At 66.7% G+C, this 22,826-nt stretch carries 24 protein-coding genes and 1 pseudogene; 12 read left to right on the top strand and 13 right to left on the bottom strand.

The window, feature by feature from the left end; all coding sequences use genetic code 11:
• Positions 1-326: 326 nt before the first annotated feature.
• From ACZ6D7_RS24015 to ACZ6D7_RS24050, 8 genes are all read right to left on the bottom strand, one after another.
• Positions 327-1,475 (bottom strand): phosphonoacetaldehyde reductase, encoded by a 1,149-nt coding sequence (locus ACZ6D7_RS24015; RefSeq protein WP_469494200.1) that lies wholly within the window; start codon positions 1,473-1,475, stop codon positions 327-329.
• A complete protein-coding gene (aepY, locus tag ACZ6D7_RS24020; RefSeq protein WP_469494203.1) occupies positions 1,472-2,611 on the bottom strand; it encodes a phosphonopyruvate decarboxylase in 1,140 nt (379 codons plus the stop codon). The genes ACZ6D7_RS24015 and aepY overlap by 4 nt, the downstream gene beginning before the upstream one ends.
• Positions 2,608-3,948, bottom strand: coding sequence for a phosphoenolpyruvate mutase (gene aepX, locus ACZ6D7_RS24025; protein ID WP_469494206.1), 1,341 nt, complete (start codon positions 3,946-3,948; stop codon positions 2,608-2,610). The genes aepY and aepX overlap by 4 nt, the downstream gene beginning before the upstream one ends.
• Complete coding sequence (locus ACZ6D7_RS24030) at positions 3,945-4,937, bottom strand: FomB family phosphonate monophosphate kinase (protein ID WP_469494209.1); 993 nt, start codon at positions 4,935-4,937, stop codon at positions 3,945-3,947. The genes aepX and ACZ6D7_RS24030 overlap by 4 nt, the downstream gene beginning before the upstream one ends.
• Positions 4,937-5,722 carry an amino acid kinase family protein gene (locus ACZ6D7_RS24035; protein ID WP_469494212.1) on the bottom strand — a complete coding sequence of 262 codons (786 nt, stop codon included), beginning with the start codon at positions 5,720-5,722 and terminating at the stop codon, positions 4,937-4,939. Before ACZ6D7_RS24035 ends, ACZ6D7_RS24030 begins: the two co-directional genes overlap by 1 nt.
• 23 nt (positions 5,723-5,745) lie before the next feature.
• The gene (locus tag ACZ6D7_RS24040) at positions 5,746-6,381 is read right to left on the bottom strand and encodes a ribonuclease FAU-1 family protein (protein ID WP_469494215.1); all 636 of its coding nucleotides are present in this window, start codon (positions 6,379-6,381) and stop codon (positions 5,746-5,748) included.
• 87 nt (positions 6,382-6,468) lie between these two features.
• Complete coding sequence (locus ACZ6D7_RS24045; RefSeq protein ID WP_469494218.1) at positions 6,469-7,062, bottom strand: helix-turn-helix domain-containing protein; 594 nt, start codon at positions 7,060-7,062, stop codon at positions 6,469-6,471.
• Between the two features lie 15 nt (positions 7,063-7,077).
• Positions 7,078-8,691: a B12-binding domain-containing radical SAM protein gene (locus ACZ6D7_RS24050; protein ID WP_469494225.1), complete on the bottom strand. Its 1,614-nt coding sequence runs from the start codon at positions 8,689-8,691 to the stop codon at positions 7,078-7,080.
• Between the two features lie 1,401 nt (positions 8,692-10,092).
• Between ACZ6D7_RS24050 and ACZ6D7_RS24055 the strand changes: the two genes are divergently transcribed.
• Both ACZ6D7_RS24055 and ACZ6D7_RS24060 read left to right on the top strand, forming a co-directional pair.
• The gene (locus ACZ6D7_RS24055) at positions 10,093-11,172 is read left to right on the top strand and encodes a nucleotidyltransferase family protein (RefSeq protein WP_469494227.1); all 1,080 of its coding nucleotides are present in this window, start codon (positions 10,093-10,095) and stop codon (positions 11,170-11,172) included.
• Positions 11,173-11,455: 283 nt separating this feature from the next.
• Entirely contained in the window at positions 11,456-11,626 is a 171-nt protein-coding gene (locus tag ACZ6D7_RS24060) for a hypothetical protein (protein ID WP_469494796.1), read from the top strand.
• A 298-nt stretch (positions 11,627-11,924) separates the two neighbouring features.
• On the opposite strand, the gene ACZ6D7_RS24065 is transcribed toward ACZ6D7_RS24060, so the two are convergent.
• Positions 11,925-12,173 (bottom strand): hypothetical protein, encoded by a 249-nt coding sequence (locus ACZ6D7_RS24065; protein ID WP_469494231.1) that lies wholly within the window; start codon positions 12,171-12,173, stop codon positions 11,925-11,927.
• 470 nt (positions 12,174-12,643) lie between these two features.
• Here ACZ6D7_RS24065 and ACZ6D7_RS24070 point away from each other — a divergent pair, with 470 nt between their 5' ends.
• From ACZ6D7_RS24070 to ACZ6D7_RS24095, 6 genes are all read left to right on the top strand, one after another.
• Entirely contained in the window at positions 12,644-12,880 is a 237-nt protein-coding gene (locus tag ACZ6D7_RS24070) for a hypothetical protein (RefSeq protein WP_469494234.1), read from the top strand.
• Entirely contained in the window at positions 12,877-14,820 is a 1,944-nt protein-coding gene (locus ACZ6D7_RS24075) for an ATP-binding cassette domain-containing protein (RefSeq protein ID WP_469494237.1), read from the top strand. Before ACZ6D7_RS24070 ends, ACZ6D7_RS24075 begins: the two co-directional genes overlap by 4 nt.
• A 79-nt stretch (positions 14,821-14,899) precedes the next feature.
• Positions 14,900-16,123, top strand: coding sequence for an NUDIX domain-containing protein (locus ACZ6D7_RS24080; RefSeq protein WP_469494240.1), 1,224 nt, complete (start codon positions 14,900-14,902; stop codon positions 16,121-16,123).
• A 2-nt stretch (positions 16,124-16,125) separates the two neighbouring features.
• Positions 16,126-16,665, top strand: coding sequence for an AAA family ATPase (locus ACZ6D7_RS24085; RefSeq protein WP_469494799.1), 540 nt, complete (start codon positions 16,126-16,128; stop codon positions 16,663-16,665).
• Between the two features lie 193 nt (positions 16,666-16,858).
• Positions 16,859-17,701 (top strand): hypothetical protein, encoded by an 843-nt coding sequence (locus ACZ6D7_RS24090; protein ID WP_469494243.1) that lies wholly within the window; start codon positions 16,859-16,861, stop codon positions 17,699-17,701.
• Between the two features lie 34 nt (positions 17,702-17,735).
• Positions 17,736-18,206 carry an NUDIX domain-containing protein gene (locus ACZ6D7_RS24095; protein ID WP_469494246.1) on the top strand — a complete coding sequence of 157 codons (471 nt, stop codon included), beginning with the start codon at positions 17,736-17,738 and terminating at the stop codon, positions 18,204-18,206.
• Between the two features lie 270 nt (positions 18,207-18,476).
• On the opposite strand, the gene ACZ6D7_RS24100 is transcribed toward ACZ6D7_RS24095, so the two are convergent.
• On the bottom strand, positions 18,477-18,950 hold the full coding sequence (locus tag ACZ6D7_RS24100) for a hypothetical protein (protein WP_469494249.1): 474 nt from the start codon (positions 18,948-18,950) through the stop codon (positions 18,477-18,479).
• 43 nt (positions 18,951-18,993) lie between these two features.
• On the opposite strand from ACZ6D7_RS24100, the gene ACZ6D7_RS24105 reads away from it, so the two are divergent.
• Positions 18,994-19,560, top strand: a complete 567-nt coding sequence (locus tag ACZ6D7_RS24105) for a peptide deformylase (RefSeq protein WP_469494252.1) — start codon at positions 18,994-18,996, stop codon at positions 19,558-19,560.
• 146 nt (positions 19,561-19,706) lie between these two features.
• On the opposite strand, the gene ACZ6D7_RS24110 is transcribed toward ACZ6D7_RS24105, so the two are convergent.
• Positions 19,707-19,904, bottom strand: a complete 198-nt coding sequence (locus tag ACZ6D7_RS24110) for a DUF6087 family protein (RefSeq protein WP_469494255.1) — start codon at positions 19,902-19,904, stop codon at positions 19,707-19,709.
• Here ACZ6D7_RS24110 and ACZ6D7_RS24115 point away from each other — a divergent pair.
• Complete coding sequence (locus tag ACZ6D7_RS24115) at positions 19,884-20,612, top strand: YcaO-like family protein (protein ID WP_469494258.1); 729 nt, start codon at positions 19,884-19,886, stop codon at positions 20,610-20,612. The two genes, ACZ6D7_RS24110 and ACZ6D7_RS24115, sit on opposite strands and share 21 nt — an antisense overlap.
• A gap of 19 nt (positions 20,613-20,631) precedes the next feature.
• Here the strand turns inward: ACZ6D7_RS24115 and ACZ6D7_RS24120 are convergent, their stop codons facing one another.
• Positions 20,632-20,823, bottom strand: coding sequence for a hypothetical protein (locus tag ACZ6D7_RS24120; protein WP_469494260.1), 192 nt, complete (start codon positions 20,821-20,823; stop codon positions 20,632-20,634).
• Between the two features lie 2 nt (positions 20,824-20,825).
• On the opposite strand from ACZ6D7_RS24120, the gene ACZ6D7_RS24125 reads away from it, so the two are divergent.
• Together ACZ6D7_RS24125 and ACZ6D7_RS24130 are read left to right on the top strand one after the other, a co-directional pair.
• Positions 20,826-21,578: a TfuA-like protein gene (locus ACZ6D7_RS24125; protein ID WP_469494263.1), complete on the top strand. Its 753-nt coding sequence runs from the start codon at positions 20,826-20,828 to the stop codon at positions 21,576-21,578.
• Positions 21,515-21,961 carry a hypothetical protein gene (locus tag ACZ6D7_RS24130; RefSeq protein ID WP_469494266.1) on the top strand — a complete coding sequence of 149 codons (447 nt, stop codon included), beginning with the start codon at positions 21,515-21,517 and terminating at the stop codon, positions 21,959-21,961. The genes ACZ6D7_RS24125 and ACZ6D7_RS24130 overlap by 64 nt, the downstream gene beginning before the upstream one ends.
• 6 nt (positions 21,962-21,967) lie before the next feature.
• Here the strand turns inward: ACZ6D7_RS24130 and ACZ6D7_RS24135 are convergent.
• Positions 21,968-22,716 (bottom strand): annotated as a pseudogene (locus tag ACZ6D7_RS24135) (transposase).
• Positions 22,717-22,826: the final 110 nt, after the last annotated feature.

Consider the following 22,826-nt stretch of genomic DNA (forward strand, 5'->3'; position numbering starts at 1 on the left):
CCAGTCGAAGACCGCCGGGTGCCCCGCCCCGTTGCGGATCGCGTTACTGACACGCCTGAAAGCACCGATGGCCTCGACGACGCTGACGACCACGCCGCTCTCTTCCTTGATCTCGCTGTCGCGGCGAAGTAGATCTTGTCATCGGGAAGCCCCGTTCTGCATGACATGGACCATGGCCTGGTCGAACATCGCCAGTCAGTGGTCAGAGTCCACGATATGACCTGCGGCCACCGCACGATCAGGGAGACACCTTCGCGTTTCTTCCTCGACAACCGACACACCCAACCGAGACGGCGAGATTACTAGCCGCTGTGTCAACGACTCGTCTATCGACACCTCATGAGAAGCTCGGTCAATTCGTCCTGGGAGAATGAGACGGGGTTGTTGCCGAGCCGTTGAACATTCACGGCGGCAGCAAGCTCTCGCATGTCGGCCGCGGACTTCACCCCCACTTCGGACAGGCTCATGGCCATACCCAGCCGCCGCGCCAGAGCGACGAAGCGGTGCCCCGAGTCAGTCGGGTGGGAGGCGCCCAGCAGTCCCGCGATGTCATCGAGCCCCCTTCGGTACATCGGCACTCGCGCCTCGGGGTGCAGATCGGACGTGCTCGCGCGGGCATGGGCGTCCAGGAAGGCGCCTAGGGTGAGCGCGACCGCGTGACCGTGGCTCACGCCGTATCGGCGAGTGATGCCGTAGGACAGCGCGTGAGCTCCCGTCGTCTTCGAGAGGTTGATCGCGCGTCCCACGAGATGGCTGCCTACGACCATGGACCTCGCGGCACCGGCGTGCGGCGACGAAACGAAGTCGTCGATGCCGGACAGCAGACTTCGCAGGCCGTTCAGGGCCAGTCCACGGCTCTCCTGACAGGACTGGACTGCCCAGAGGCTCTCGATGCCCTGAGTGATAGCGTCGATGCCGGACGCGGCCCGCTGATAGGCGGACCCACTCTCACTGAGGGCCGGGTCGAGGACGGCTACGTCTGGCAACAGAGCCGTCCCGGCCACCGAGTACTTGGCATCGCCGATGTACACTGCGGCGAAATGCGTGGCCTCGCTGCCGGAGCCGGAGGTCGTCGGTACCAGCACGAGCTTTATGCGGCGGATTTCGATCGCCGCTCCGGAGCGGATGCATTCCTCCAGGCCAACGCGTGGCACGTCCTCCAGCGCACACAGCATCTTGGCCATGTCCATGGCGCTGCCGCCGCCCACTCCTACCACCGCGTCTGGATGTAGGTCCCGGACCAAGGCGAGCCCCTGCTCCAGCTCCCGGGCGTCCGGGTTTGGGGTGAAGCCGTGCCACTGCCAAATCCGCGTCCGCCGGCTGAACGAAGCCAACATGCTCGATGCCCCGGACTCCTTGAACGACTGCACCCCCCGGACGACGAGGACCCTGCGCGCAGGTAGAGCCTCCACCAATTCCGGAACCGATGCGACGACGCCCCGGCCGTACAGGACAGCGGGCCACCGGAGCGTCACGACGCCGCCTGTTCCACGAGCGCACGCATGATCGACATCCTGCTCTGGGCGGGGGTGGCGCATGGCCGCCCCAAATCGGTACGACTGCCCGGCCGGACACGAATTTCCAACAAGGCGGGGCCGCCGATCTCGCGCAGCCTGGCCAGTTCGTCCGCGATCGCCTCCACCGAGGACGCGGCGACACCGTGCCGATATCCACAACTCTCGACCAACGTCGGTACGTGCACGTGTCCGATTGAAGTTGGTTGGCCACCGACGCTGTCGTGGACGCCGTTGTTGAAGATGACGTGGAAGAACGTGCGCGGAGCGTGCTGAGCGACGACCGGTAGAGCGCCCAGGTGCATCAGCAGAGCTCCATCTCCGTCCAGGCACCACACCTCCCGCTTCTGCTCGCGCAAGGCGATGCCTAAGGCGATGGAACTGGCGTGTCCCATACCGCCCACGGTGAGGAAGTCCAGCGCCGCACTGGACCCCGTCCGCTCCCGGTACTCGACCAGCTCCCGGCTGAGCATGCCCGTACTGGATACCACCACCTGGCCGGGGCCCACTGCCTCGGCCAGGGCGACCAGCGCCTCTTCGCGACTCGGCAGGCCCGGTTCCAGCGCGGCGGCTTGGATCCGGGCAGGCGCGAAAGTGCCCTTCTCCACCAGGAAGACGTACGGCGTGCCGTCGGCGAGCGAGGACGCGATCGCCTTCTGGGCGGCCTCCACAGCTGCGTCAGTCTCTTGCGGGAGCACCGACCAGGGCAGCTCCAGAGCGTTCAGCAATGCCGGCATGATCTTGCCTTGCTTGACGTGTTGAGGCTCGTCGAGCACTCCTGGGCGGCCCCGCCAGCCGATAAGGAGAATCATCGGGATGCCATAGACCGCGGGATCGGCGAGCGACGTAAGCGGGTTGATCGCATTGCCGATGCCAGAGTTCTGCATGTAGAGCAGGGCAGGCATACCGGTGCGCAGGTAGTGGCCGATGGCCACGCCGACGGCATTGCCCTCGTTGGCGGTGATCACGTGTCCGGCCTCGGGCCTGATGCCGCCGAGACAAGCGTTGAACTCCTTGAGAAGGCTGTCCGGCACCCCACAGAAAAGCGAGACACCTTCCGCCACCAGCCGGGACGCGAAGGCGTCGGTGCGGATCATGTGGCGTTCTCCGGGATGATCGACAAGGTTTCCTTGATCGAAGCGAGCATGGGCTCGACTTCGAAGGCACGACCGTGCTGGAGGATCGACTGAGCTACCTTGGACATCTGCGGGTAGATCGCACGCATGAGGTGGTTGGCGTAAATGACCATGTTTACGCCCGCATCCACGAGTTCGGTCTCGCGCACACGGCTATAGCTGGTGGGGACCACCACTAGGGGGACCCGCCGGGGCAGATTATTGAAGTACTTGCAGAACTCGAACATCTCCGAGGGATCCGAGCGCCTGCTGTGGATCATGATGCCGTCGGCGCCAGCGTCCACATACGCCTCGGCCCGGTCCACGGCATCGTCCATTCCCTTGCCAAGGATGAGGCTCTCGATGCGTGCTACAACCATGAAGTCGTCGGTGATCTGTGCCCGCTTGCCGATGCGGATGCGCTCGCAGAAGTCCTCCACCGGCGCCTGGGTCTGCGGAACCTCCGTCCCGACGAGCGAGTTGCGCTTGAGCCCCTCCTTGTCCTCGACGATGACCGCAGAGACGCCCAGCCGCTCCAGGGACCGCACGGTGAAGCCGAAGTGCTCGGGCTTGCCCCCCGTGTCACCGTCGAACACCAGGGGTTTCGTGGTGACCTCGAAGAGTTCGTTCACCGTCTGCAGCCGTGACGAGACGTCGACGGCTTCGATGTCTGGCTTGCCCCGCGCGAGGGAGTCGGTCAGGGACGACGACCACATTCCGTCGAACTCACGGGTCTGGTTGTCCACCACGGTCTTCAAGTTCTCGATGACGAGACCTGACAGGCCGTTGTGTGCCTCCAGAATCCGGACGATGTCCTTGTTCTCCAGCAGCCGGCGGAGCCGGGCGAGTCGGATGTTCGGTGTCGTGCCGATCTCCTTGACGGCGTTGTTCAGCTGTGTGGACGAGATTCCCGTCGTGTAGGGGATCTCCACCAGTCGTCCGCCCCACTCCGCGAGGACTTCGATGACACGCTGCCGTGTGTGCTTCTGTACGCCCGTGCGCCAGTCGTCGCCGTGTACGACGAGGTCGGGCCGGATTGTCCGCAAGTTCTCCTCATAGTCCAGGGTGTGCTGAGGTACCACGGCGGTGACACCCTTAAGGTTCTCGACAACCGCCCGCCGTTGCTCGAACCTCATGTGCGGAAGCCGCTTGTAACTCGCAATCGCAGCGTCGGTCAACAGGCCGATAGTGATGTCACCGAGTTCACCTGCGCGCTGGATGATGTTGATGTGCCCAGGATGAATCAGGTCAGCACTCATACCGACGTAAACAACCGGCCTTTTCATTCGGAATTCCTCATCCTGGAGAACCTGACTCACTTGGCAAGCTGCTTAAGTGCCGCATTCCGGGCTTCACTGTCAAGCATGTCAACATTGGCCCGGTAACACTGCGCTCTCCCGACCAGTGCGGTCAGCTCCCTCCGCATGCGGCGCAGGGAAGCGACGTAGGCATCGAAATCAGAACCGTGATGAGCCAAAAGGTCGTCCTTCAGTCCATAGGTGGTGACCGCGAATGAGAACTGGTCCATGAAAGTTTCGGCCGCACCGGAAGGAATGCGGGTGAGACCCTGTGGGGACAACGGGTTGTAATCGACGATGACGACGTTCCGCACCGGCGCGCTATCGATCGGCGTACTATCAAAGAGGGTCGACGCGTCAGCGACGTAGTCTCCGGACTCCATGTGTGGTGTCAACCCGTGCAGGTCGATAAGCTCGCCGAAGCACTGGTCGTGGCGTACCCGGATCGAAGAGGGGATGCCATGGGCGACGCCGTCGCGCACCAGCGTGTGGGTGTTACTGAGGAACCGGGCGCCGCTCAGGCATGCCTGGGCTAGGAACACCGTTTTCCCGGCACCGTTGCGGCCGATCAGCAGGGTCGCGCCGGCTCCGGGCAGCTCAAAGCCGGCGGCCTTTAGGTGCAGATAGCCGTGGTCCGCGGCAAAGATAGTCAGGATGTGTTTGACGAAATAGGGCCAGACCGTCTTCTCCAGTGCCCGGCCGAACACGTAAAAAGTTCGGCCGATCGTGACTAGATGAGCGGGTTCCCCGAAATAGTGCACGAGGTAGTAGCCGGATTTGAAGCGCTTGCTTCGGAAGGTGCGGTCCGCCTTGTCCCGGTAGACCGACTCCGGCACCTCGTCGCGGTCCAGATCGATGCAGACGACCTCGTAGTCGGGCACCGCCTGCTGATCGGCGCAAGCGGACGAGAAGTAGGAATAGGCGGAGAATTCAGGAAGGTTTGAGGCGATCCTTACCCTGAGCAGATTGAGGTCGACCAGCCTACTGCTGCGAATGATGAGGTTTTTCATTACCCAACCACTCTATTCATGCGATGTCCGATGATGCGGGTGGCCCGCAGCGACGAGGGCCAGGAGCTGTAAGGAGCGGCCAGGAGGTCCAGATCCATCCCAGGATCGCCTCGCATGATGAAGCACTCGGCTCCAGCGCGAGCGCACGTGATCAGGGCGTCGAGCTTGGTGCGCATGGCACCGGTGGCATCCCACTGGCTGCTTTCCCACAGGGCCGCGTAGGCCCGCTGTGGTGACTCGGCATCCACTTCCGGTAGGACCTGGCTCCCCCCGGCGCCGTCGGTGATGATCCCGTCGACGTCGGTGAGGGTCACCACCCGCAGGTGCCCGAAGACCAGAGGAAGCAGCACTTCCGGCACCCGGTCGCTGGAGAAGGTGTGGAGCGTGCCCCTCTCGTCGAACAGGGCGTCACCCGCCAGCACCGGCAGTACACCACGATCGAGCAGCTCCGCGGGGACCGGGGACCTCAGCTCCGGGACGCCGTCACGGAGAGTGCACATCGCCGCGAGTTGTAGCGGAAAGGCAGCGGCCCCGGCGTTGCGCAGCTCAACGGCCCACCTCTTCTTCACCTCGAACGTGGCCTCGGTCAGCCCGGCCAGCGAGAAGGCTCTGGACGGGTTGTGCTCTCGGATCGCTCCGTGCCCGAAGGCGCCCCCACCGCTGATGAGAACCATGCGCCCGGGGAACCGCTGGCTGAGTCGGCTGAAACCCTTGGCGAAGAGCGCCATGGCCGTCTCGTCCAGGTTTCCGGGCTCGTCCTTGCGCGAGAACAGGCTGCCGCCCACCTTGACGGCCAGAAAATCCGGTGTCATCCCTGAGAGCCCCCGTTGTCAGAAGTGTGAGGTGGAAGCGGCCCCCAGCCATCGGGCGCCTCCCACGACGACCAGCTGGTGTCCCACCACTGCGTGTCCTCGGCGACCGACCCTGCGACACTCGCCGCTTCCGTCCGGATCGCGGCCGCCTGCTCTGCCGTAAAGTGCCCGCGCCGCACCCGCGTTTCGAACTTGCCGAGGTCCTTCCACCGGCACGTCTTCGCGCCCGCCGGCACGATGAGGTCGATCTCGTGATCCAGTGTGCTGAATCCGGTGGCGTCTCTTTCGAGCGGTGCCTCGAGGTTGATGTACCACTGCCGAAAGTCACCGCTGTCCGGGTCCTTCGCCACCCACACAGAGTGCGCGTCCCCCGGCCGGTGGAGCTGGAGCACGCCGGCGCTCTGCCAGCGGTCTCCGATCTGCTTCCAGGGATGGGTTCCGCAGCTGAAGGAGTCGTAGCCGAAGCGCAATTGCGTCCCGCGCGACAAGTACAGGGCCACCAGACGAGGAGTGTCGGCCACCACCCGAACGGGATACGCGATCCACGTCCGGCCGTCCAGCACGTCGCGCCGCTCGACGACCGCCCCGTAGCGGAAACGCTGTTCCCGAGTGTCCTCGGATCCGAAGCCCATCGCGCTGTTCCCTCCATCCGGTGTATCGGCGGACGTCACTGTGTCCGGTGTCATGGGTTGTGGGCCCACCACCCATGACGGTGAGCATCAGAAGTTCACGGCGATGAGCTTCGCGGAGCCTGTCCCCTTGGCCGCAGTGAACGCGTGCGGGACGTGCTCCTCCACGAACAGGCTGGCGCCGGTCGGCAGTACGGCTTCCTGGGGGTTCTCCGGGTCGCCCCACTTCATATGGATATCCCCCTCCAGGACGAAGAGGAACTCGTTGCCGGCGTGGCCCGCGTTGAACTTCGCCTCGTCGGGGTTGTCGGTGACCACGTCGACCACCAGGGGCACAAGGGAGGGCACCCGTTTGGTGCGGACCAGGCAGTTGTAGACGTAGTACTCGACGTTGTCGCGCACGCCCTTGAGGATCGGGCGCTCTTCGGGCAGCTGGATGACGACCCCGCCGTTCAGGTCGTTCTCAGCCGGCGGCGTCAGCGCACCGATCGACGTCCCGAGGGCGTCGGCAATCCTGGCGAGCTGCGTCAACGTGAGGCCTCCGCCGTCGCCGTTCTCCCAGGCGGCAATGGTCTCCGGCGTCTCGCTGAGGATCCCCGCCAGCGCGGCGTGATCCATCTTGACCTGCTCGCGCCGCTCCTTGAGAAGCGCGCCGAAGCCACTCGCCGTCACGGTGTTGCTCACTGTTTCTCCCTGAAGTCAGTACTGCTCTTCGTTCCACTGCTTCTGCGGTGTGTAGGCACGTTCGCGTCGCGCGTTGAAGTCGCGATTGAACTTCGCGGCGAGTTCAGCGATCTCCGCGCCGCCCCACAGGCCGGGAACGTTGATGATTCCCTGCTTGTAGGTCATTCGGTACAGAGATTGCTGAGGGTCAACGAAACCCTGCCGGATGCATTCGCGGAGAAGCTCGGACCCGACGATCGGCGATGCCGCGAAGAACGAGGCACTGTTGAAGCCGGCCTCATCGGCATAGTCGTAGGAAGCCTGCATCTCCTCGATCGACTCGCCTTCGTAGCCGAACATGGGCGGCATGCCGATGATGAAGAACCCATGCACGTGCATTCCGAGACCGCGCGCGTACTTAATGAGGTGTGATGTGCGCTTGAGGTTGAGCGGCTTCTTGATCAACTCCTTGAGGACTCGTTGCACTCCGCTCTCGATGGCGAAGGTGACCTGATAGGCCCCGGATTCCGCCATGAGGTCGAGCAGTTCTTCGTCCATGCGCCACAGAGCCGTCCCTTGCGGGGTCGCCCAGGGCAGACCCACCTCACGAAACGCCTTGAAGAGTTCCCGGGCGTGGTCCATGTCGTTCGTGATGTTGTCGTCCTGAATATGGAACTCGTCGATTCCATATGCGTCGCGCAGCTTCCGCACCTCGTTTACGACGCTGTCCACGCTTCGCCTGCGGAGCTTCTGCCCCCAGAAGTGGGTGGTCGTACAGAAGGTGCAGTGCGCTGTGCAACCGCGGCTGGTGTACAGCTGTCCCACCCGAGAGCCGACCGTGTACGGCGACTGATAGGCCTTGATCTCGAAGTACTTCTCCATGTTGTAGTGGTGCCAGGCGGGGAAGGGGATGTGGTCCAGTTCCCCGGCCATGCTCAGCATGGGAGACGACTTCCCGAGCTCGGGGCCCTGGGGGCGCATGGAGCTGATGAGCGGCAGTTCGGGCTTGATCTTGATGTTGGAGTCCCGATCCCGTAGGGCTACGCCGTGGACCTCGTCCTCGCCCACGGTGCCGTTCAGGTATTCGAGCCACAGCAGGAAGGTCATCTCCCCCTCGCCGAGGAACACCGCGTCGAGGTTGGGGTCCTCCAGGCAAGCTTTGGGGAAATAGCGGGCGTGGGCGCCTCCGATGGCCGTGACGGCCCCGGGTGACGCCAGGTCCGCCAAGCGCAGCAGATTGTGGACGTTGTCGGCCTGGTTGCTGAAGATGCTGGACACGCCGACGACATCGGGGCCGAAGTCCCGTATCACCTTGACGACGTCGTCGTCCGACAGCCCGTAGCACAGGAACTGCTCGTCCCCGTCGACCGTCTGGGCGTTGTAGTAGCCCTCGGCGAACACGTCGAGGATCTTGACCTCGTAGCCGTACTTCTCCAGGACGGCCGCGATGTATCCGATGCCCAGCGGATATGTGCACCGCGGCAGGTCGTGCCGGTACAGAGTGGCCGCGGGATTGAGCAGCAGTACCTTTTGGTAGCGCCGCGCGGACTTCTTGCTGATCCGTTGGGGGAGATCGCACCACCTAATGGAGGGTCTCCCATGCAGCGCGAGCTCGGTGGAACCCAGAGAAGCAATCGTCAGGGTATTCACTGTCTTACTCAAAGCCGCCATATTTCCTGGCATTAACCTCGCCGATCAGAAATTTAGCCGAAGACGCCGAATAGCGCGGCAGGCTGGCCTCGCCTGTATCAGTGGCTGTAACGCTGAGTCCAAGCACCCTGTGGTACCCCATCCCGCTATTCCGTCGCCCAGAGAACCCATAAATCATGGTCGACAAAAATACGTCGACTCTCAGTCGCGACCGGCCGGATTATGGTCAGGATGTAGTTGTTTTAGCATGCATCAGTTGTTCCCGGTCAAGACGGGATCGCACTTCGAACAAGTGCAGCGCCAAAGAATCGCCCGCGGAACAGCAGAGCGGTGCCTGAGGCTGCTATATGAAGCTTGTAGAGAGGAGCGAGCGGCAGGCGACCAAGAGCATCCCGAGGTGACCCTGCTGTCGAGCCCCGTACCCAACGGCTGAACCAACTTCTGGCCGACGGCCCTTCCCCTGGTGGCATAGCTGCACTACGTGCCCTGCCCACTCTGGGAGGCCGGCCGCTGAGTTGATCGCGCTGCCTTCGTTTACCACGCAGGCAGCCTACAACGCCGATGCGTAAGACTTGCCACGCCTTCACCGGATTGGCCTAATCGCGGAAGACGGTCAAGGTGCCTGTACGGAAGGCGCCGACGGCATCCTCATGGGACCCGGCAGCTTCTACAGCGCACAGGACGCTGCAGAACCGCGCACATTGACGTTCCATACGTCGTTCCCGGGCACGAGGTTGGCCGCAAGGCGAATCAGCACGCCGTCACCGGCAATTTCAGCAGGGCCTGCCAGCCAGCGGGGAGCCAGCGCCACCGCGTCCGGGCTTTAGGCGCCGGGTGGCCAGCAGGCGGGAGAGGAACCCGCAGGATCTAGCTGGACACAGTTTCACTCTTGTGCGCCATATGACCGAGACCTCGCTTGGGTGAGTCGGCTTGCTCATTGAGGGTCGCTGATGTCAACTGGCTAACAAGGCTGGCACCCCAAGTCGCGAGTAAGTCTTCTCGCGAACAAATGGGGGCCACGTCCACGAACTCGATGGGATCTTACGGAGACCGTGGATCGCGAGCAAAATGCGAGCGCAGCACTTAGTCACAGTTTCCGTCACAACTTCCATGCAGGTCAGATCAGGTGCGAGGGAGAGAACTCAGTGGGAAAGAAAACGGACATTGAAACGGATGCCCCGGTTTCAGTCATCTTGACGCTAAGGGACCCTGCTGCCGCATCCGAAGTCGTGACAAAGCTTCAAGAGGCTCTCGCGGGGTCGGCGGAGTCGGTGGTCTTGTCGGTCAGGGGGCAGACCAAATCGGTCGTTGCTGACATCTTGTCGCAGTTCGGCGAAGGGTCTGATCCCGCCTCCGTTCAAATCGCACTGAAGGGCGACCGCCCTGTCCAGTGATAGGCATATGTCGAACGCCGAGGTGGCGATCAGGCTACTGCGGTGGGGTGCGGATCGAACGCAGGCTCCGGGGTTCGAACTAGACGACGTTCCGACCAATGGGAGCATTCGCTCGTTCCTTAGATCGAGGAACATCGACTCAATGCTCGCGCTGTCGTTGGAGGACACGGGCATTCTTCAGTCGGGGTATGATGCTGTCTGGAGTTGTCAGCTCACGGCTCTGCTCGAAGTATTGGAGGCTTTCGCGAGCGCCGGTATCCGGACGCTCACCTTCAAAGGAGCAGAGCTAATCCGACGCCATTTTCCCGGCCACTCGATCGGCCTCGTCGGGGATGGTGACGTGCTCGTGCCACGCGACCAGATCGAAACGGTCAAGTCGATCATGTATACCCTTGGGTTTCGTCACGCCTTCTTCGATGCGGCAAACGGCGTCATGAGAGACCGCGACCTTCGATACGTAGCGGACTTGGAGCTGCGCCACTACGAGCTTTGCCCCTTCGTGAAAACCTTCGAGCTGTCTGATCCAGTCGTCGTACAGTTGGCGAAAAGCCACAACGCTCACCCCCTCCGATTTGTGTCGGGTCGAGCCGTAGTGGTCATCGAGATTGACGTTCATCACAACGTTGCGTCAGATGCTGATCCCTCGATTCTTTTCGACCGCGCAGTACCAAGCTCGCTCGGTGTAGGAGAGACACTCTCGCCGGCCGATCACGTCTGGCTCAACCTCAGTAGGTACTACAACGAAGTTGCACTGCACGACGGGCGCTCGCTGCGGCCATTCGCTTACACAATCCCGGAGGTGGCTACCGGCAACGTGGACTGGAGCGTGGTCGAGCAGGTAGCACGCGATCTCGCACTCGGTCCGACTTTGTCGTACTTCTTGCGTTTCTGCGACCACGTCGTTCCGGGCAGGATTCCGCTCTCTACTCTTCAATCAGTCCATGACTCAACGAGTAGCCGTGTACGTGATTGGGGCTGGCAACTTGCGAAGCTCTTCGACTTCCATGAGCGGTTCCCGACTTATGCTTTCGAATCCTCCGAGGCACCCAGATGCGAGCCCGAAGTCGTCTCCGGTCAGAGATGGTGATCCAGGGCTTCGGCGTATTGGCTTGACATCTAGTTCGTGATGGTCTGCCAGCGCGGCGGGTTTCCGGGAACGTGACAGGCACGGACTTCCTAGATCATGGAGTTCTCGACGCTCTGTGATCCGAGTGGGGACCGTGCCTGCCGACGCATAATCGCCAATCCCGCCTGCCTTTGACCAACTCCACCAGCAACCCCAGGCCGTGCCCGGGAGATCTCGGGCCTGCTGGCTGCACGAGCTGCCCGACCCGCGAGATCCCCGCGGTGTACGGCACGCTCTCGTCGTCGTGCTCGCGCTGATCTCGTGCGCGGTTCTGGCCGGAGCAACCTCCCTGCTCGCGGTCGGCGAGTGGATCGCTGACGCCCCGTCCTCTGTCCTGGAACCTCTTGGCGTACGACCCGATCCGCTGTCCCCGAAGCGGTGCCTGCCTACGAAACGACAGTACGGCGGCTATTGAGCATCGACGGCAACGCGTTGGACCAGGCGGTGGGCCACCGGGCTGGCCGACCGGCGCACCACACAGGCGGTCACCTGCGCGGCCTGGAGGTGGACGGCAAGAGCCTGCGGGGAGCGGCCGGAGCCAAGGACCCGAAGATCCACCTGCAGGCCGCCTACGACCACGTCCGTGGCCTGGTCCTGGACCAACGGGATTTGGGCGAGAAGAGTCGAGTAGCCGGGGGGGGGGGAATCTCGCCCCCCGGCTCTCGCAGAACCGTGCGTAAAGGTCTCTCTTTACGCGGCTCTTGCCATTCTGATCACCAGGCCGACGACGCTGCGGCGGTCATCTTCCAGCGCGCGAACATGCGGGGGTACCGCCGTGATGGGCTGGTGCTTACATGCCTGAAGCTGTCGGCGGCACCTGGGCAGTCCTGCTCACTGGCCACCGCCGTCAGCGGCACCCCGGACGCGAACCGCGTCATTATGAACGGCTCGCCCACCAACTCCCCGCCGTCATCGGCATAGACAACCTCTGGAACCGGAATCCGGTCCGCGACCAGTCGCATCAGCGCCACCTCGATGGCATGCGTGTTCCTGCGCGGTACCGCCGCAACACGAACGACTTTCCCCCGGTCCGTACGCAACACGTGTCGCTACTGAAGTCGCCCAACAGCCTCCGCTCGTCAACGACCAGCGCGCCTCCCAGCACCCGTGTACGCAGACCATCCAGGGCGTCCGGGACCGGAGAAGCACCAGGGGCATCAGCCGTGGGCACGAGACTGCATCACATGTCCCTGCAACCCCACACAACACGCTGGCCCGCCTACCGCGTACTGGGCACTCCCCGCTCTTCTGGCCGCGCGGAGGTCAGCGAGCAAGTAGGGTGTGGGATCCGTCACACGATGGGGTGGGGATAGCGACACGATGCACTGCTGCTACGCGACACCGACCGCGCCGTCGGCTGCCCCATAAAGCGACACGACCTGCGGGGGACACGGTCTCTGCGGAAACAAAGCGCTCCCGGGCCGCGACCGCCGTGCAGGACTTCGTGCTGATGGCCTGCTCCACCTGGACCGATCGGCCCGACCTGCGCGCCGCGTGCCTCCAGGGCTACGGCCGCAACCTCACCGTCGAGGAGCAGCACGCCTTGAAATGCCTGGCGGCGATCGACGCGGTGAGCTGCCTGGTCTGGGGACCGAAGCTCGACGACCCCCACCTCACCGCACGCGGACGTCGCACCCTGGACCGGCTGACGGCGGGGGTGTTCGCATGACCGCACCGCACAACCGGACCGACGCCCCGGCCGCCGACGCAGCAGACGTCAGCGGCGAGGCGGCGTCCCTCCCGGCCGCGCGGACGGGCCCTCCGCAGCCCTCGGCACCGCCGGAGCTCGACTACAACGGGCGCAAGCACCGGCGGGCGATGGACGACGCCACCTTGTGGGACATGGCCCGCCGCATCCCCGCGGCCCTGATCCAGACGGCCCGCCTGGCCTGGAGCGTCGACCGGCGCATGGCCCTGACGATCGTCGTGTGCCAGCTGCTGTCCGGCATCGGCACGGCGGTGATGCTCACCGCCGTCGCGAAGGCCCTGCCGCAGCTGATGGTCGACGACCCCCGCCAGGGCCTGGCCCATGCGTGGCCGGCGCTGACCGTCGCCGTCGTCGCGATGGCCATCGGCGCGTCCATGTGGATCTTCGCGGACTGGGCGACCCGGCGCCTGAATCCGAAGATCGCCTCGGCCGCGGACCTGCAGCTCGTGGATCTCCACATGCGGGCCGAACTCGCCGCCTACGACGCGGAAGGGTTCGGCGACCGGAGCCAGGCGGCGGAGATCGGCGCGCTGCGCGCCGTCGACCTCGCCGACGACGCCAAGACCCTCACCAACGGCCTCGTCCAGCTCGCCTCCGCGGCCGTGGTACTCACCACCTTGCACCCGCTGCTTCTCGGTGTGCTGCTGCTGTCCGTCGTCCCCCGCGGCCTCGGCGGCGTGATCGCCGCCCGGGTCGACTACCGCGTCCACGACCAGACCATCTCCGCCCGCAATGTCCGCGGCATGATGCGCTGGTGGCTGACGACGGCCGAGCTCGCCGACGAGCTGCGGGCCAACACCATGCGCGGCTACCTGCACTTTTGGTATCGGTCCATGTGTGACCGGGTCGAGTTGAGGGAGGTTGCCGGGGCGCGCCCGTATCTGCGGATCACACTGCTGGCCGCTTCGCTCGGTGGCCTGTTCACTCTCGGCATGTGGGCCTCGCTCGCTGGCCTGGTCCTCGCCGGGGCCATGACGACGGCGATCGCCGGCACCGCGGTCGTCGCCTCGCAGACCGCCGGCCGTGCCCTGAACTCGATCATTCGGTACTCGACGGTCATGTTCCACCACGGGCTCTACCTCTCCGACTATTACGAGTTCATCGACGAGGTCCGCGCCATGACCACGGCCCGCGGCACCGCGTGGGCCAAGCCCCCGCAGCAGATCCGCTTGGAAGGCGCCTCCTACACCTACCCGAGCAAGGAGGCCGCGGCCGTCCAGCCGATCACCCTTACCCTGAACCGCGGCGAAGTCGTCGCCCTCGTCGGGGAGAACGGCGCCGGCAAGTCCACGCTGATCCGCATGATCACCGGACTGACCGTCCCGACCGAGGGCAAGGTCCTGTGGGACAGCACCGACCTGGCCGGCGCCGACGCGGAGTCGGTGTGGCGGCACGTGGGCCTGGTGCCGCAGAAGAACGGGCACTGGCCGCTCGCCGCCCGGGAGAACATCACCCTGGGCCAGCCCCGCGAGCACGGCGACGAGCGGATCTGGGACGCGGCCGAACGCGTCGGCATGACCAAGGCCCTGCGTGAACTCCCCGAGGAACTGGAGACGCTGCTGGCCCGGTCGGTGTGGGGCGGCCACGAGCTGTCCGGAGGGCAGTGGCAGAGGCTGGCCTGCGCGCGAGCGATGTACAGGGAGCCGGCCGTACTCGTCCTGGACGAGCCGACCAGTGAGATGGACGCCCGAGGAGAGCACCAGATCTTCCGGGAGCTGCGGGCCATGGCCTCGGACCGGATCACCGTGGTGGTCACCCACCGCCTCGACAACGTGAGGATGGCCGACCGAGTGATCGTCCTCGACCAGGGAACCGTCCGGGAGCAAGGCTCCTTCGACGAACTCATCGCGACCGAGGGGAGTTTGCTCGGCGAGCTGTACGCCCTCGCCCAGGACCGCTGACCCGCGGCCCCCAGCAGAGGTCCACGCGGGGCCGTGCAGCCGGCGCGGCCCCGCCACTCTCCCGACGCCAAGGAGCGCCATGCACCACCCCGAGCCCGAAGCCGTCAACGCCCGCGCCTGGACCACGTACGGCACCCACCATCTGCAACGAGGCACCGACGTCCCGGAAGTCGACCGCATCTCGTGGGGATTCTGGCCGACCGGGCCCGGCGCCGAAGTCCTCGGCGACCTGACCGGCCTGCGGGTCCTGGACCTGTGCTCCGGCCTGGGCAAGCACGCCGCACACCTGGTGCGCGAGCACGGAGCCACGGTCGACGCCGTCGAAGCATCCGCCAGCCAGCACGCACGCGCCCTCGCCCGGTACGGCGACCTCCCGGGGCTCACCCTCATCCACGCCGACGCCGTCGAGCACCTGCATCAGGCCGAGCCCTACGACGTGATCTATTCCATCCACGGCTTCGGCTACATCGACCCCCATCGCCTGCTGCCCGCCCTCCGGCCGGCCCTGAAGCCCGGCGGGCGCCTCGCCTTCTCCGTCTTGCACACCAACTCCCACGGCCAGGGGCCCTCTTCGAGGGTCACGCCGCGCGCGGAGATCCTGCCGCTCGCCGGCGGCCAGGACCAGAGGGTTGAGATGTGGGTGCTCACCCCGAAGCTGTGGGAGGACCTCTGCGTCGACTACGGCCTCCTCATCGACGGGATCGACGCACTCGACGCCCCCGAGGACGACAATCCGGTCTCCGTCCGCCTCTACCGTTCGCACAGCCGCGCCTCTGCCAGCAGCCGGCCGCGCACGACCCGCCCGCCGGAGCCCAACGCCGCGCTCGGGGTCGGCGCGATCCTGCACGGACCCCGCGGACTCCTGCTGGGAGTCCACCGCCGCGGGACCACCGAGATCCCGGGCGGGACCGTGGAGCCCGGCGAATCCCTGGAACACGCGGTCATCCGCGAGCTCCACGAAGAGACCGGCTGCCGTGCCAGCGAGGAGGACGTCGTCCTGCTCGGCGTGCTCGTGGACCAGGTCGGCACCGTCGTACGCACGACGGTGCCCGCGGTCGTGACCCAGTGGGAAGGTGATCCGGCAACGCAGCCGAACGAGAGCGTAGGCGACTGGCGCTGGCACCCTCTCGACCGGCTCCCAAATGGTCTCTTCATCGCCAGCGCCCAGTGCCTTACCGCCTGGCGGCCGGAACTCGCGATCGACCACCCGGTGGCCACCTTCTACCCGTTCGCCAGCCCTGCCAGATCAGCGTCTGACTGCTGTACTGAGTCGCTCGGTGCCAAGGGCGGTGAGCCACGGTGAACGTGGGAAGCGAGGAGAGCCGACTCGTGGTCATCCGGGGAAACTCAGCGTCGGGGAAGTCCTCCGTGGCAGCCGGCCTTCGCGACCGGTTCGGTCGCGGTCTCGCCCTCGTGGGGCAGGACAACCTCCGGCGGGTCATACTGCGCGAGCGGGATCGGCCCGGCGCTTCCAACATCGGGCTGATCGACACGGTCGCCCGCTACGCCCTTGATGCCGGGTACCACGTGGTTGTCGAGGGGATCCTGTACGCAGACCGCTACGGGGAAATGTTGGAGACCCTCGCCGGTGACCACCGTGGCATCTCCCGCCACTACTACCTGGATGTCCCGTTCCCTGAGACGCTTGTTCGGCATGCAACGAAGCAAGATGCGGAGTACCTCGCGCACGTAACCGAGCGGGAACTCAGGGACTGGTATCGCGAACGCGATCTACTCTCCGGTGAGGTGGAAACCGTGATCCCTGCGGACAGCTCGTTGAACAAAACGGTCGACCATGTCATGCGAGACACGGGCCTTGACCGTCTCCCTCCGCGAGACCTTTGACCCCTCGTGTCCGCTGGCCTCCTTGGGACCGAGGCGCAGCCGAGGATCGTCGATGGACGCGCGCACGCCTCAGCCGGGTGAGCTTAGAACGGTGTAGAGCGCTTCGACCGTCGCGCAGCCACCATCGAGCGGCACGGGGCCGCGTGCGAAGCCCTGGTGGCGGGGTCATCAACACCGGGCCTCTTCCGGCCAGATGCCGGCGCTGATCCAGCAACAGAGGCTCCCGCTGCTGGCCCGCCGCCCCTTCCCGCACGGCCTGACCGGCCTGCTGCTGACCGAGGAGTGGGTCTACCAACTGCGGCGCTCCCTCGGCATCGAACTCGCCCGCGTACGCCTCCACCAGTGGCTCATCCGCTCCCGGCTCCCGGAGACGGTCCGGCTGTGGCTGCGGCCGATGGTCTACGCCGTCGGCTGCGGCATGGCCGTCCACCTCCCCGCCCTGCGCCGGCTCGGCGGCTTTCCCGAACCGATGGAGGACCTCGGCACCGGACACCGCCTCTCCCTGCTCGGCGCCGACCTTGCACCATCCGCTGCCCTGGTCCTGGACGAGCCCTACACCGACACCACCGGCCTGACCAACCTCCACGCGCTCGCGTTCACCGCCTCCGCCCGACCTGACCGGCACGCCCGAGCCGTCGCCCACCTGCCAAGCGGCCTCTCCCGCCTGGCCAGGGCCGTGCTGATGCTGCGGGAGTGGGCGGACGAAGCCGCCTGGCTCCTCGGCACCCCGCTGCTGGCCGCCGCTGTGGCCAGCGCCTGGTGGGCCGGTCCCTTGTGGGCTGGGCTCGCCGTAGTCGGTGTCCTGCTGCACGGTCCCCTCACCACCGCCCGGCTGCTCGCCCTGGCACCGGCCCTGCACCGCCATGTCACCCCACCCGCCACCATCGGGCCGCCACCGCGCTGTACCGCAGCGCGGCCGGTCGTGCTCATCCTGGCCAGCCCTCTCCAGCCCTTCGTCCGGCTGGCCGGGCCCTGGCGGCTGATCTGGGCCAAGGCCACCAGGCGCCGCCTCGGCTTCGGTAAAACTGAACGCTGAACACCCAACGCCCGATCACACGTGGGAGCTTCCTGTGGCTGAACCCGTTACCGCGACCGTCCGCAACGCGGCCAAGGCCGTCGTCCTCCACGACGGGCGCGTCCTGCTCCAGCGCGCCCACTGGGAGGCCCAGGACTGCTACTTCCTGCCCGGCGGCGGACAGGACCCCGGCGAGACCCTCGGCGCCACAGTCCGCCGCGAGGTCCACGAGGAGAACGGCCTGGACGTCACCCCCGAGCGTCTGCTGTGGCTGCGCGAGTACATCGGCGCCAATCACGGCGGCGCCCCGGAAGACCACCGGGTCGAAGCGATCTTCCTGTGCCGGCTCGAGGGCGACCCGGACAAGCTCGGCGGCCACGCCGAAGACGACGTGCAGACCGGCCTGGAATGGGTGGAGCTGGAGAAGGTACCCGGCCTCAACCTGCTGCCCCACGGTCTGCGTACCCTGATCGCCGACCTCGCCCAAGGCGAGCCCCCCACCCGCTACCTCGGCGACATCGCCTGACACCATGGGGAGGATCGACGGCCGCGCCCCCGAAGGCGCCACCGAAATCACCACCGGTCAGGCCAACCGCGTCTGGTACATCGCCGGACGCGAGCCGTACATCCTCAAGCACTACAGCGACCCGGCCCGCGCCGCCAACGAAGCCGCCGTCCTCACTCTCCTCACCCACCACCACGCTCCCGGCCCCGCCTGCTCGACGCCGACGCGGAGGGGCAGCCAGCCTGGACCGCGCAGAGCGCCGTCCAGGCACAGCCCGTCCCCGCTGACCAGTTACTGGATGACCTCGCTGGCCCGCTCGCCGCAGTCCACGCCATCGCCGGAACCCACTTCGGGCGTCTCGCCGGAGCCACCCGTCACCCCACCTGGCGCGCCTACCTCCACGACCGCCTGAACCTCTACACGGCCACAGCACCCGATCTCGCTGCCGCTGCGGCGGCCCTTCGCCGAGACCTCGACCGAGTGAACCTCGACACCGAACCACGCCTGCTCCACCACGACCTCCAGCCCGGACACCTCGTCCGCACCACAGACGGTTTCCGGCTCCTGCTGGACTGGGAACTCGCCGCCTTCGGCGACCCCATCTCCGACCGCGCCCGCCTCGCCGTACGCCTCCGCCTGCCGGCCCCGGGTCCCGTGCTCGCCCACGGAGCCGACCCAGCCACCCACCAGCGCCTGGACCTGCACTGGCGCCTCCACCTCCTCGCCGACGCGGCACTGGCCACCGATCCCGCAGTCCGCGCACACGCCGTGTCCCTGCTAGACCATCCTCGAAAGGGAGGCGATCTCGTTGCGACCCAGCCAGCAGATGCACAGCCTCGGCGTCGTTCAATACGGCGCGCCCATCCTGAGTGAGCCTGCCCGGGCCTTCTCGTTCCCTGACGAGCGGCAGACCGCGGACAGCGTCATCGCTCAACTTCTTGAAGCCATGGAGCGCATCCGCCGCGCGCACGACTTCTCCGGCAAGGGTCTGGGCGTGGCCGCCCCACAGATCGGCATCGGCCGGGCCGCAGCGGTGATTCAGACCCCTGGGGCCGACCCCATCGTGCTGCTCAACCCCCGCATCACCGCCGCCTCTACGGAGGTCGACGAGAAGTTCGAAGGGTGCCTGTCACTCTTTGACGTGCGCGTCCCAGTTCCCAGGCCGCTGCGGATCACCGTGGAGACGGTGACGCCGGACGGCCGTGCGGCGACCGCGGGCTACGAACGCGGCACGGCGCGGCTCACCGCGCACGAAATCGATCACCTTGACGGTCTCGTGCTGCTGAACCGCATGCGGCCCGGCGTGACCCCGATCCCCGTCGAGGAGTACCGCAAGAGCACCGAGGCCACCGGCCGAGCCTGGTCGTACGAGTAGAGGCAACACGACTGAGGTAGTCACGCCGGCCCTGGACCGCCGGACCCGCCATGCCGCGCGGTCTGAGCATCGACCCTCCACAACCCACGTAGTGGGGTGACCCCGCACGCGGATCGGTGTACGTACACGGCCCGACGCCCGGCGATTCAGGCGTTGCGTCGGATCTCCTCCTGATGCTCGGGCGGCAGGCCGCCGGCCGCCCACCGCTGGGCGGCCGCGAGGTTCGGCGCGGTGCCTTGCGGGACGTAGGCGAAACCGTCCCAGCGCTCGAGGAGTCTCGGCTCCTCGGGCCGCAGGTGGCTGGCTCCACCGCTCACAGCGCGATGACGCCGGTAGACGTCCATCGGGGCGCGCCGCCGCCGCTTGTACGCGGCGAGCGGATCGTCGGGGTGAAGCTCGGTGCCTGGTGCCCCCGCCTGGATCCGCCCGTTGACGTCGACGAGCCACTCGCGTGGATCACCGTGACCTCCGCTGGCGGCCAGCGGGAGTTCACCGCCCCGGCCGAACTCGTCCTCACGCCTTGCCCCCCACAGGCGGGAGACCGGTTCGGCTCCACGACCACCGGGCTCGCCTCGGGCAACACCCGTGCCGAGGCCGTCCTGCACGGCCTGTGCGAGGTCCTCGAACGCGATCTCACCTCGCTGATGAGCGTCGCCGACACCACCCGTCTTATCGCCGCGGACAGTCTGCCGCCCGGCCCCGCCGAGCTGTATGACCGGATCCGCCGGGCGGGACTTGGCGTGTGGCTGCGCTGGCTTCCCGCGTACGGCGGGCACTACATGGCCTGCCTGATCGACGACGCGGACCGATTCCACCCCCTGTACTGCAACGGCGGCTACGGCTTCCACCCTGTCCCCGAGATCGCCGCCGTGCGGGCCCTGTCCGAAGCCGCGCAGTCCCGCCTCACCTACATCCAGGGCTCCCGGCACGACCTGACCGACAGCTACGCCACCTACGCGGCCATGACCGCCGGCGAACGAGCCCGCTGCCGGGCCCAGTTGCTCGAGCGCTATGCCCGCCCCGAGCCGACCATTTCGTTTCCCGCCCCCTGACGCCACCCTCGTCGGCCGGTCACCGCAGGAGCTGCTGGAGCACCTTCTCGCCACGACGGAGGCCGCCGGTCTCGGACCGGTCGGCGTCCACGACTTCGCGCCGCTCGCGGATCCCTTCCACGTGGTGCGCGTCGTGGTCGCCCACGCCGAGCACTTCACGCCCCTCACCCGCCGTTTCGGCCGCCGCCTCGCCGAGCACGCCAGGAGCCACCGATGACCCCGCCATCCGACGAAGCCCTGATGGAGCTGTTTGTCGGGCCCACCGCTCACGGCCTGCCCGCACAGCTGGTGTACCAGGACGGCGTACGGGTGCGGCCACCGGCCCGCCGCGGGCACATCGACGCGCTGGTCACCAGTGAGCCGCCGGGGCACATCGCCCTGGTCGACGGCCGCTACGACGATGTCCCCGCCGTCGGGCACCGCGAGCTCCTGGACGCCCTGGCCGCCGGGTGGACCGTCACAGGACTCGGCTCGATCGGGGCGCTGCGCGCCGCTGAACTCCTCCCCCACGGCCTGACCGGCTACGGCCAGGTCTTCGCCCATCTGCTGACCACCGAGGCCCCCGACGACGAGGTCGCGCTCCTGCACGGCCCCGCTCCCGACTACCAGCCCATCAGCGAGGCACTGGTCGACCTGCGCGCTTTCGCCGAGCACCTCAGCGGTGCGGGCCTCGTCGATCACGACCAAGCTGCCGCGGCCATCGGCCTCCTGGCGGGCCGATGGTTCGGCGACCGGTCACAACCGGCGTTCATCGACGCCGTCCGTACCACCGCCGGGGACACCGCGGCCGGCGCGGCCCGTGCGCACCTGCCGCGTCTGCCCGGACTGCGCGTGAAGGCCCGAGACCTGCGCGACTACCTCACGGAGCGCCCATGGACACAGCCACCGACACTGTCCCGTTCGTGCCCGCCCATTGCGGGGGCTGGCCCTTCCTCGACGACGAGCACGCCCCGAAGAAACTGCTGACGGCCGTGGCCTGTGCCAGGCTCGCCCGCCGCGACGGCTCCCGCCCCTCCCCCAGCCCCGAAGGACTCGCGGCCGTCCTCGAACCCGGCGAGGCCCTGCGGATCCGCTCCCTGGACCTGCCCCGCCCCCTGCCCACCGGCACCCTCACCTCGCAACAGCGCGCGGCCATCCCGGCGACGGTGGAGCTCATCGCCCGCCTCGTACCGCCGTGGGCCGCTCTCCTCCAGGCGCTGCCCCTGACCTACCTGCCGATGCCTGCCGGCCGCAGCAGCGTCAGCGCCTCCTGTTTCGCCTGGCCCCAGCACATCCTGCTCGCCGACGCCGCCTTCGACGACCCGGCCGTCCTCGCCGAGCAGACTCTGCACGAGACCTTTCACCAGTGAGCTCTTTCAGCGTTGCCGCTCCAGGGTGAGGACGGCCGCGGAGATTGACGACATTCGATTCGGGCTGCACCGGGACTTGCGGAAGATCCGCCACGACTTCAGCCGTGCGACGCCGCTCTCGACCGGTGCCCGTGCTGTGGAAAGTGCTCGGTTGACGGTCTGCTGGGTCGGCGTGAGGTCACGGTTCGGCGGGCGTCTGAGGGGTGTCGTCACCCACGGGCCGACTCCCATTTGGGCGCGGTCGGCGAGGATGGGAACGCCCTGGCGTTCGCAGATCCGGATGATCCGGTGGGCGCGGGCGGCGGTCAGGTCGTGCGCGCGGCCCGGCAGTACTGGCGAGATCCACAACAATCGTCCGGCTGGGTCGGTCACCACCTGCACGTTCACCCCGTGCCGGCGGTGCTTGTGGGAGAAGTCGGCCCGGCTGTCGCCGACCCGGTCGCACCCCGCCAGGGTGCCATCCAGCAGGACGTAGTCCGGGTCCGCCTCGCGCAGGGCGCGCAGCAGGCCGGGTGCGCGGTCGGCGAGCAGGTCGACGACGGCTGCCGTGTAGGCGTGGGCGGTGCCGACGGAGATGCCGAACCCTGCGGAGAGCTGGGCGAGGGTGTCGTGCCGACGCAGGTACACCAGCCCGACCAGAGCACGCTGGTGCGGCGGAGCTTGCAGCGGCGGTCACCCTCGCGGGTGACGATGAGCATGGTGACCCACTCGACCAGGGCGTGGGGCAGGTCGAGTGCGGCAGAATACGGAACCAACGCGGCTCCTGTGCCTGTGGGTTGAGAATTCGAACACCTCACCCAACGGCACGGGAGCCTCGTGCGTTGCCGGCATCGATCCCGTCACTCGATCAGTGGCCCCGCTGGAA

It is taken from the genome of Streptomyces sp. NPDC041784, assembly GCF_055591025.1.

Coding starts and splice junctions, on each gene's coding strand:
- aepY (WP_469494203.1), bottom strand. CDS start 2,611: ATGATCCGCACCGACGCCTTCGCGTCCCGGCTGGTGGCGGAAGGTGTC.
- ACZ6D7_RS24030 (WP_469494209.1), bottom strand. CDS start 4,937: ATGAAAAACCTCATCATTCGCAGCAGTAGGCTGGTCGACCTCAATCTG.
- ACZ6D7_RS24040 (WP_469494215.1), bottom strand. CDS start 6,381: ATGGGCTTCGGATCCGAGGACACTCGGGAACAGCGTTTCCGCTACGGG.
- ACZ6D7_RS24055 (WP_469494227.1), top strand. CDS start 10,093: ATGTCGAACGCCGAGGTGGCGATCAGGCTACTGCGGTGGGGTGCGGAT.
- ACZ6D7_RS24065 (WP_469494231.1), bottom strand. CDS start 12,173: ATGCGACTGGTCGCGGACCGGATTCCGGTTCCAGAGGTTGTCTATGCC.
- ACZ6D7_RS24075 (WP_469494237.1), top strand. CDS start 12,877: ATGACCGCACCGCACAACCGGACCGACGCCCCGGCCGCCGACGCAGCA.
- ACZ6D7_RS24080 (WP_469494240.1), top strand. CDS start 14,900: ATGCACCACCCCGAGCCCGAAGCCGTCAACGCCCGCGCCTGGACCACG.
- ACZ6D7_RS24090 (WP_469494243.1), top strand. CDS start 16,859: ATGCCGGCGCTGATCCAGCAACAGAGGCTCCCGCTGCTGGCCCGCCGC.
- ACZ6D7_RS24115 (WP_469494258.1), top strand. CDS start 19,884: ATGACGCCGGTAGACGTCCATCGGGGCGCGCCGCCGCCGCTTGTACGC.
- ACZ6D7_RS24110 (WP_469494255.1), bottom strand. CDS start 19,904: ATGGACGTCTACCGGCGTCATCGCGCTGTGAGCGGTGGAGCCAGCCAC.
- ACZ6D7_RS24125 (WP_469494263.1), top strand. CDS start 20,826: ATGACCCCGCCATCCGACGAAGCCCTGATGGAGCTGTTTGTCGGGCCC.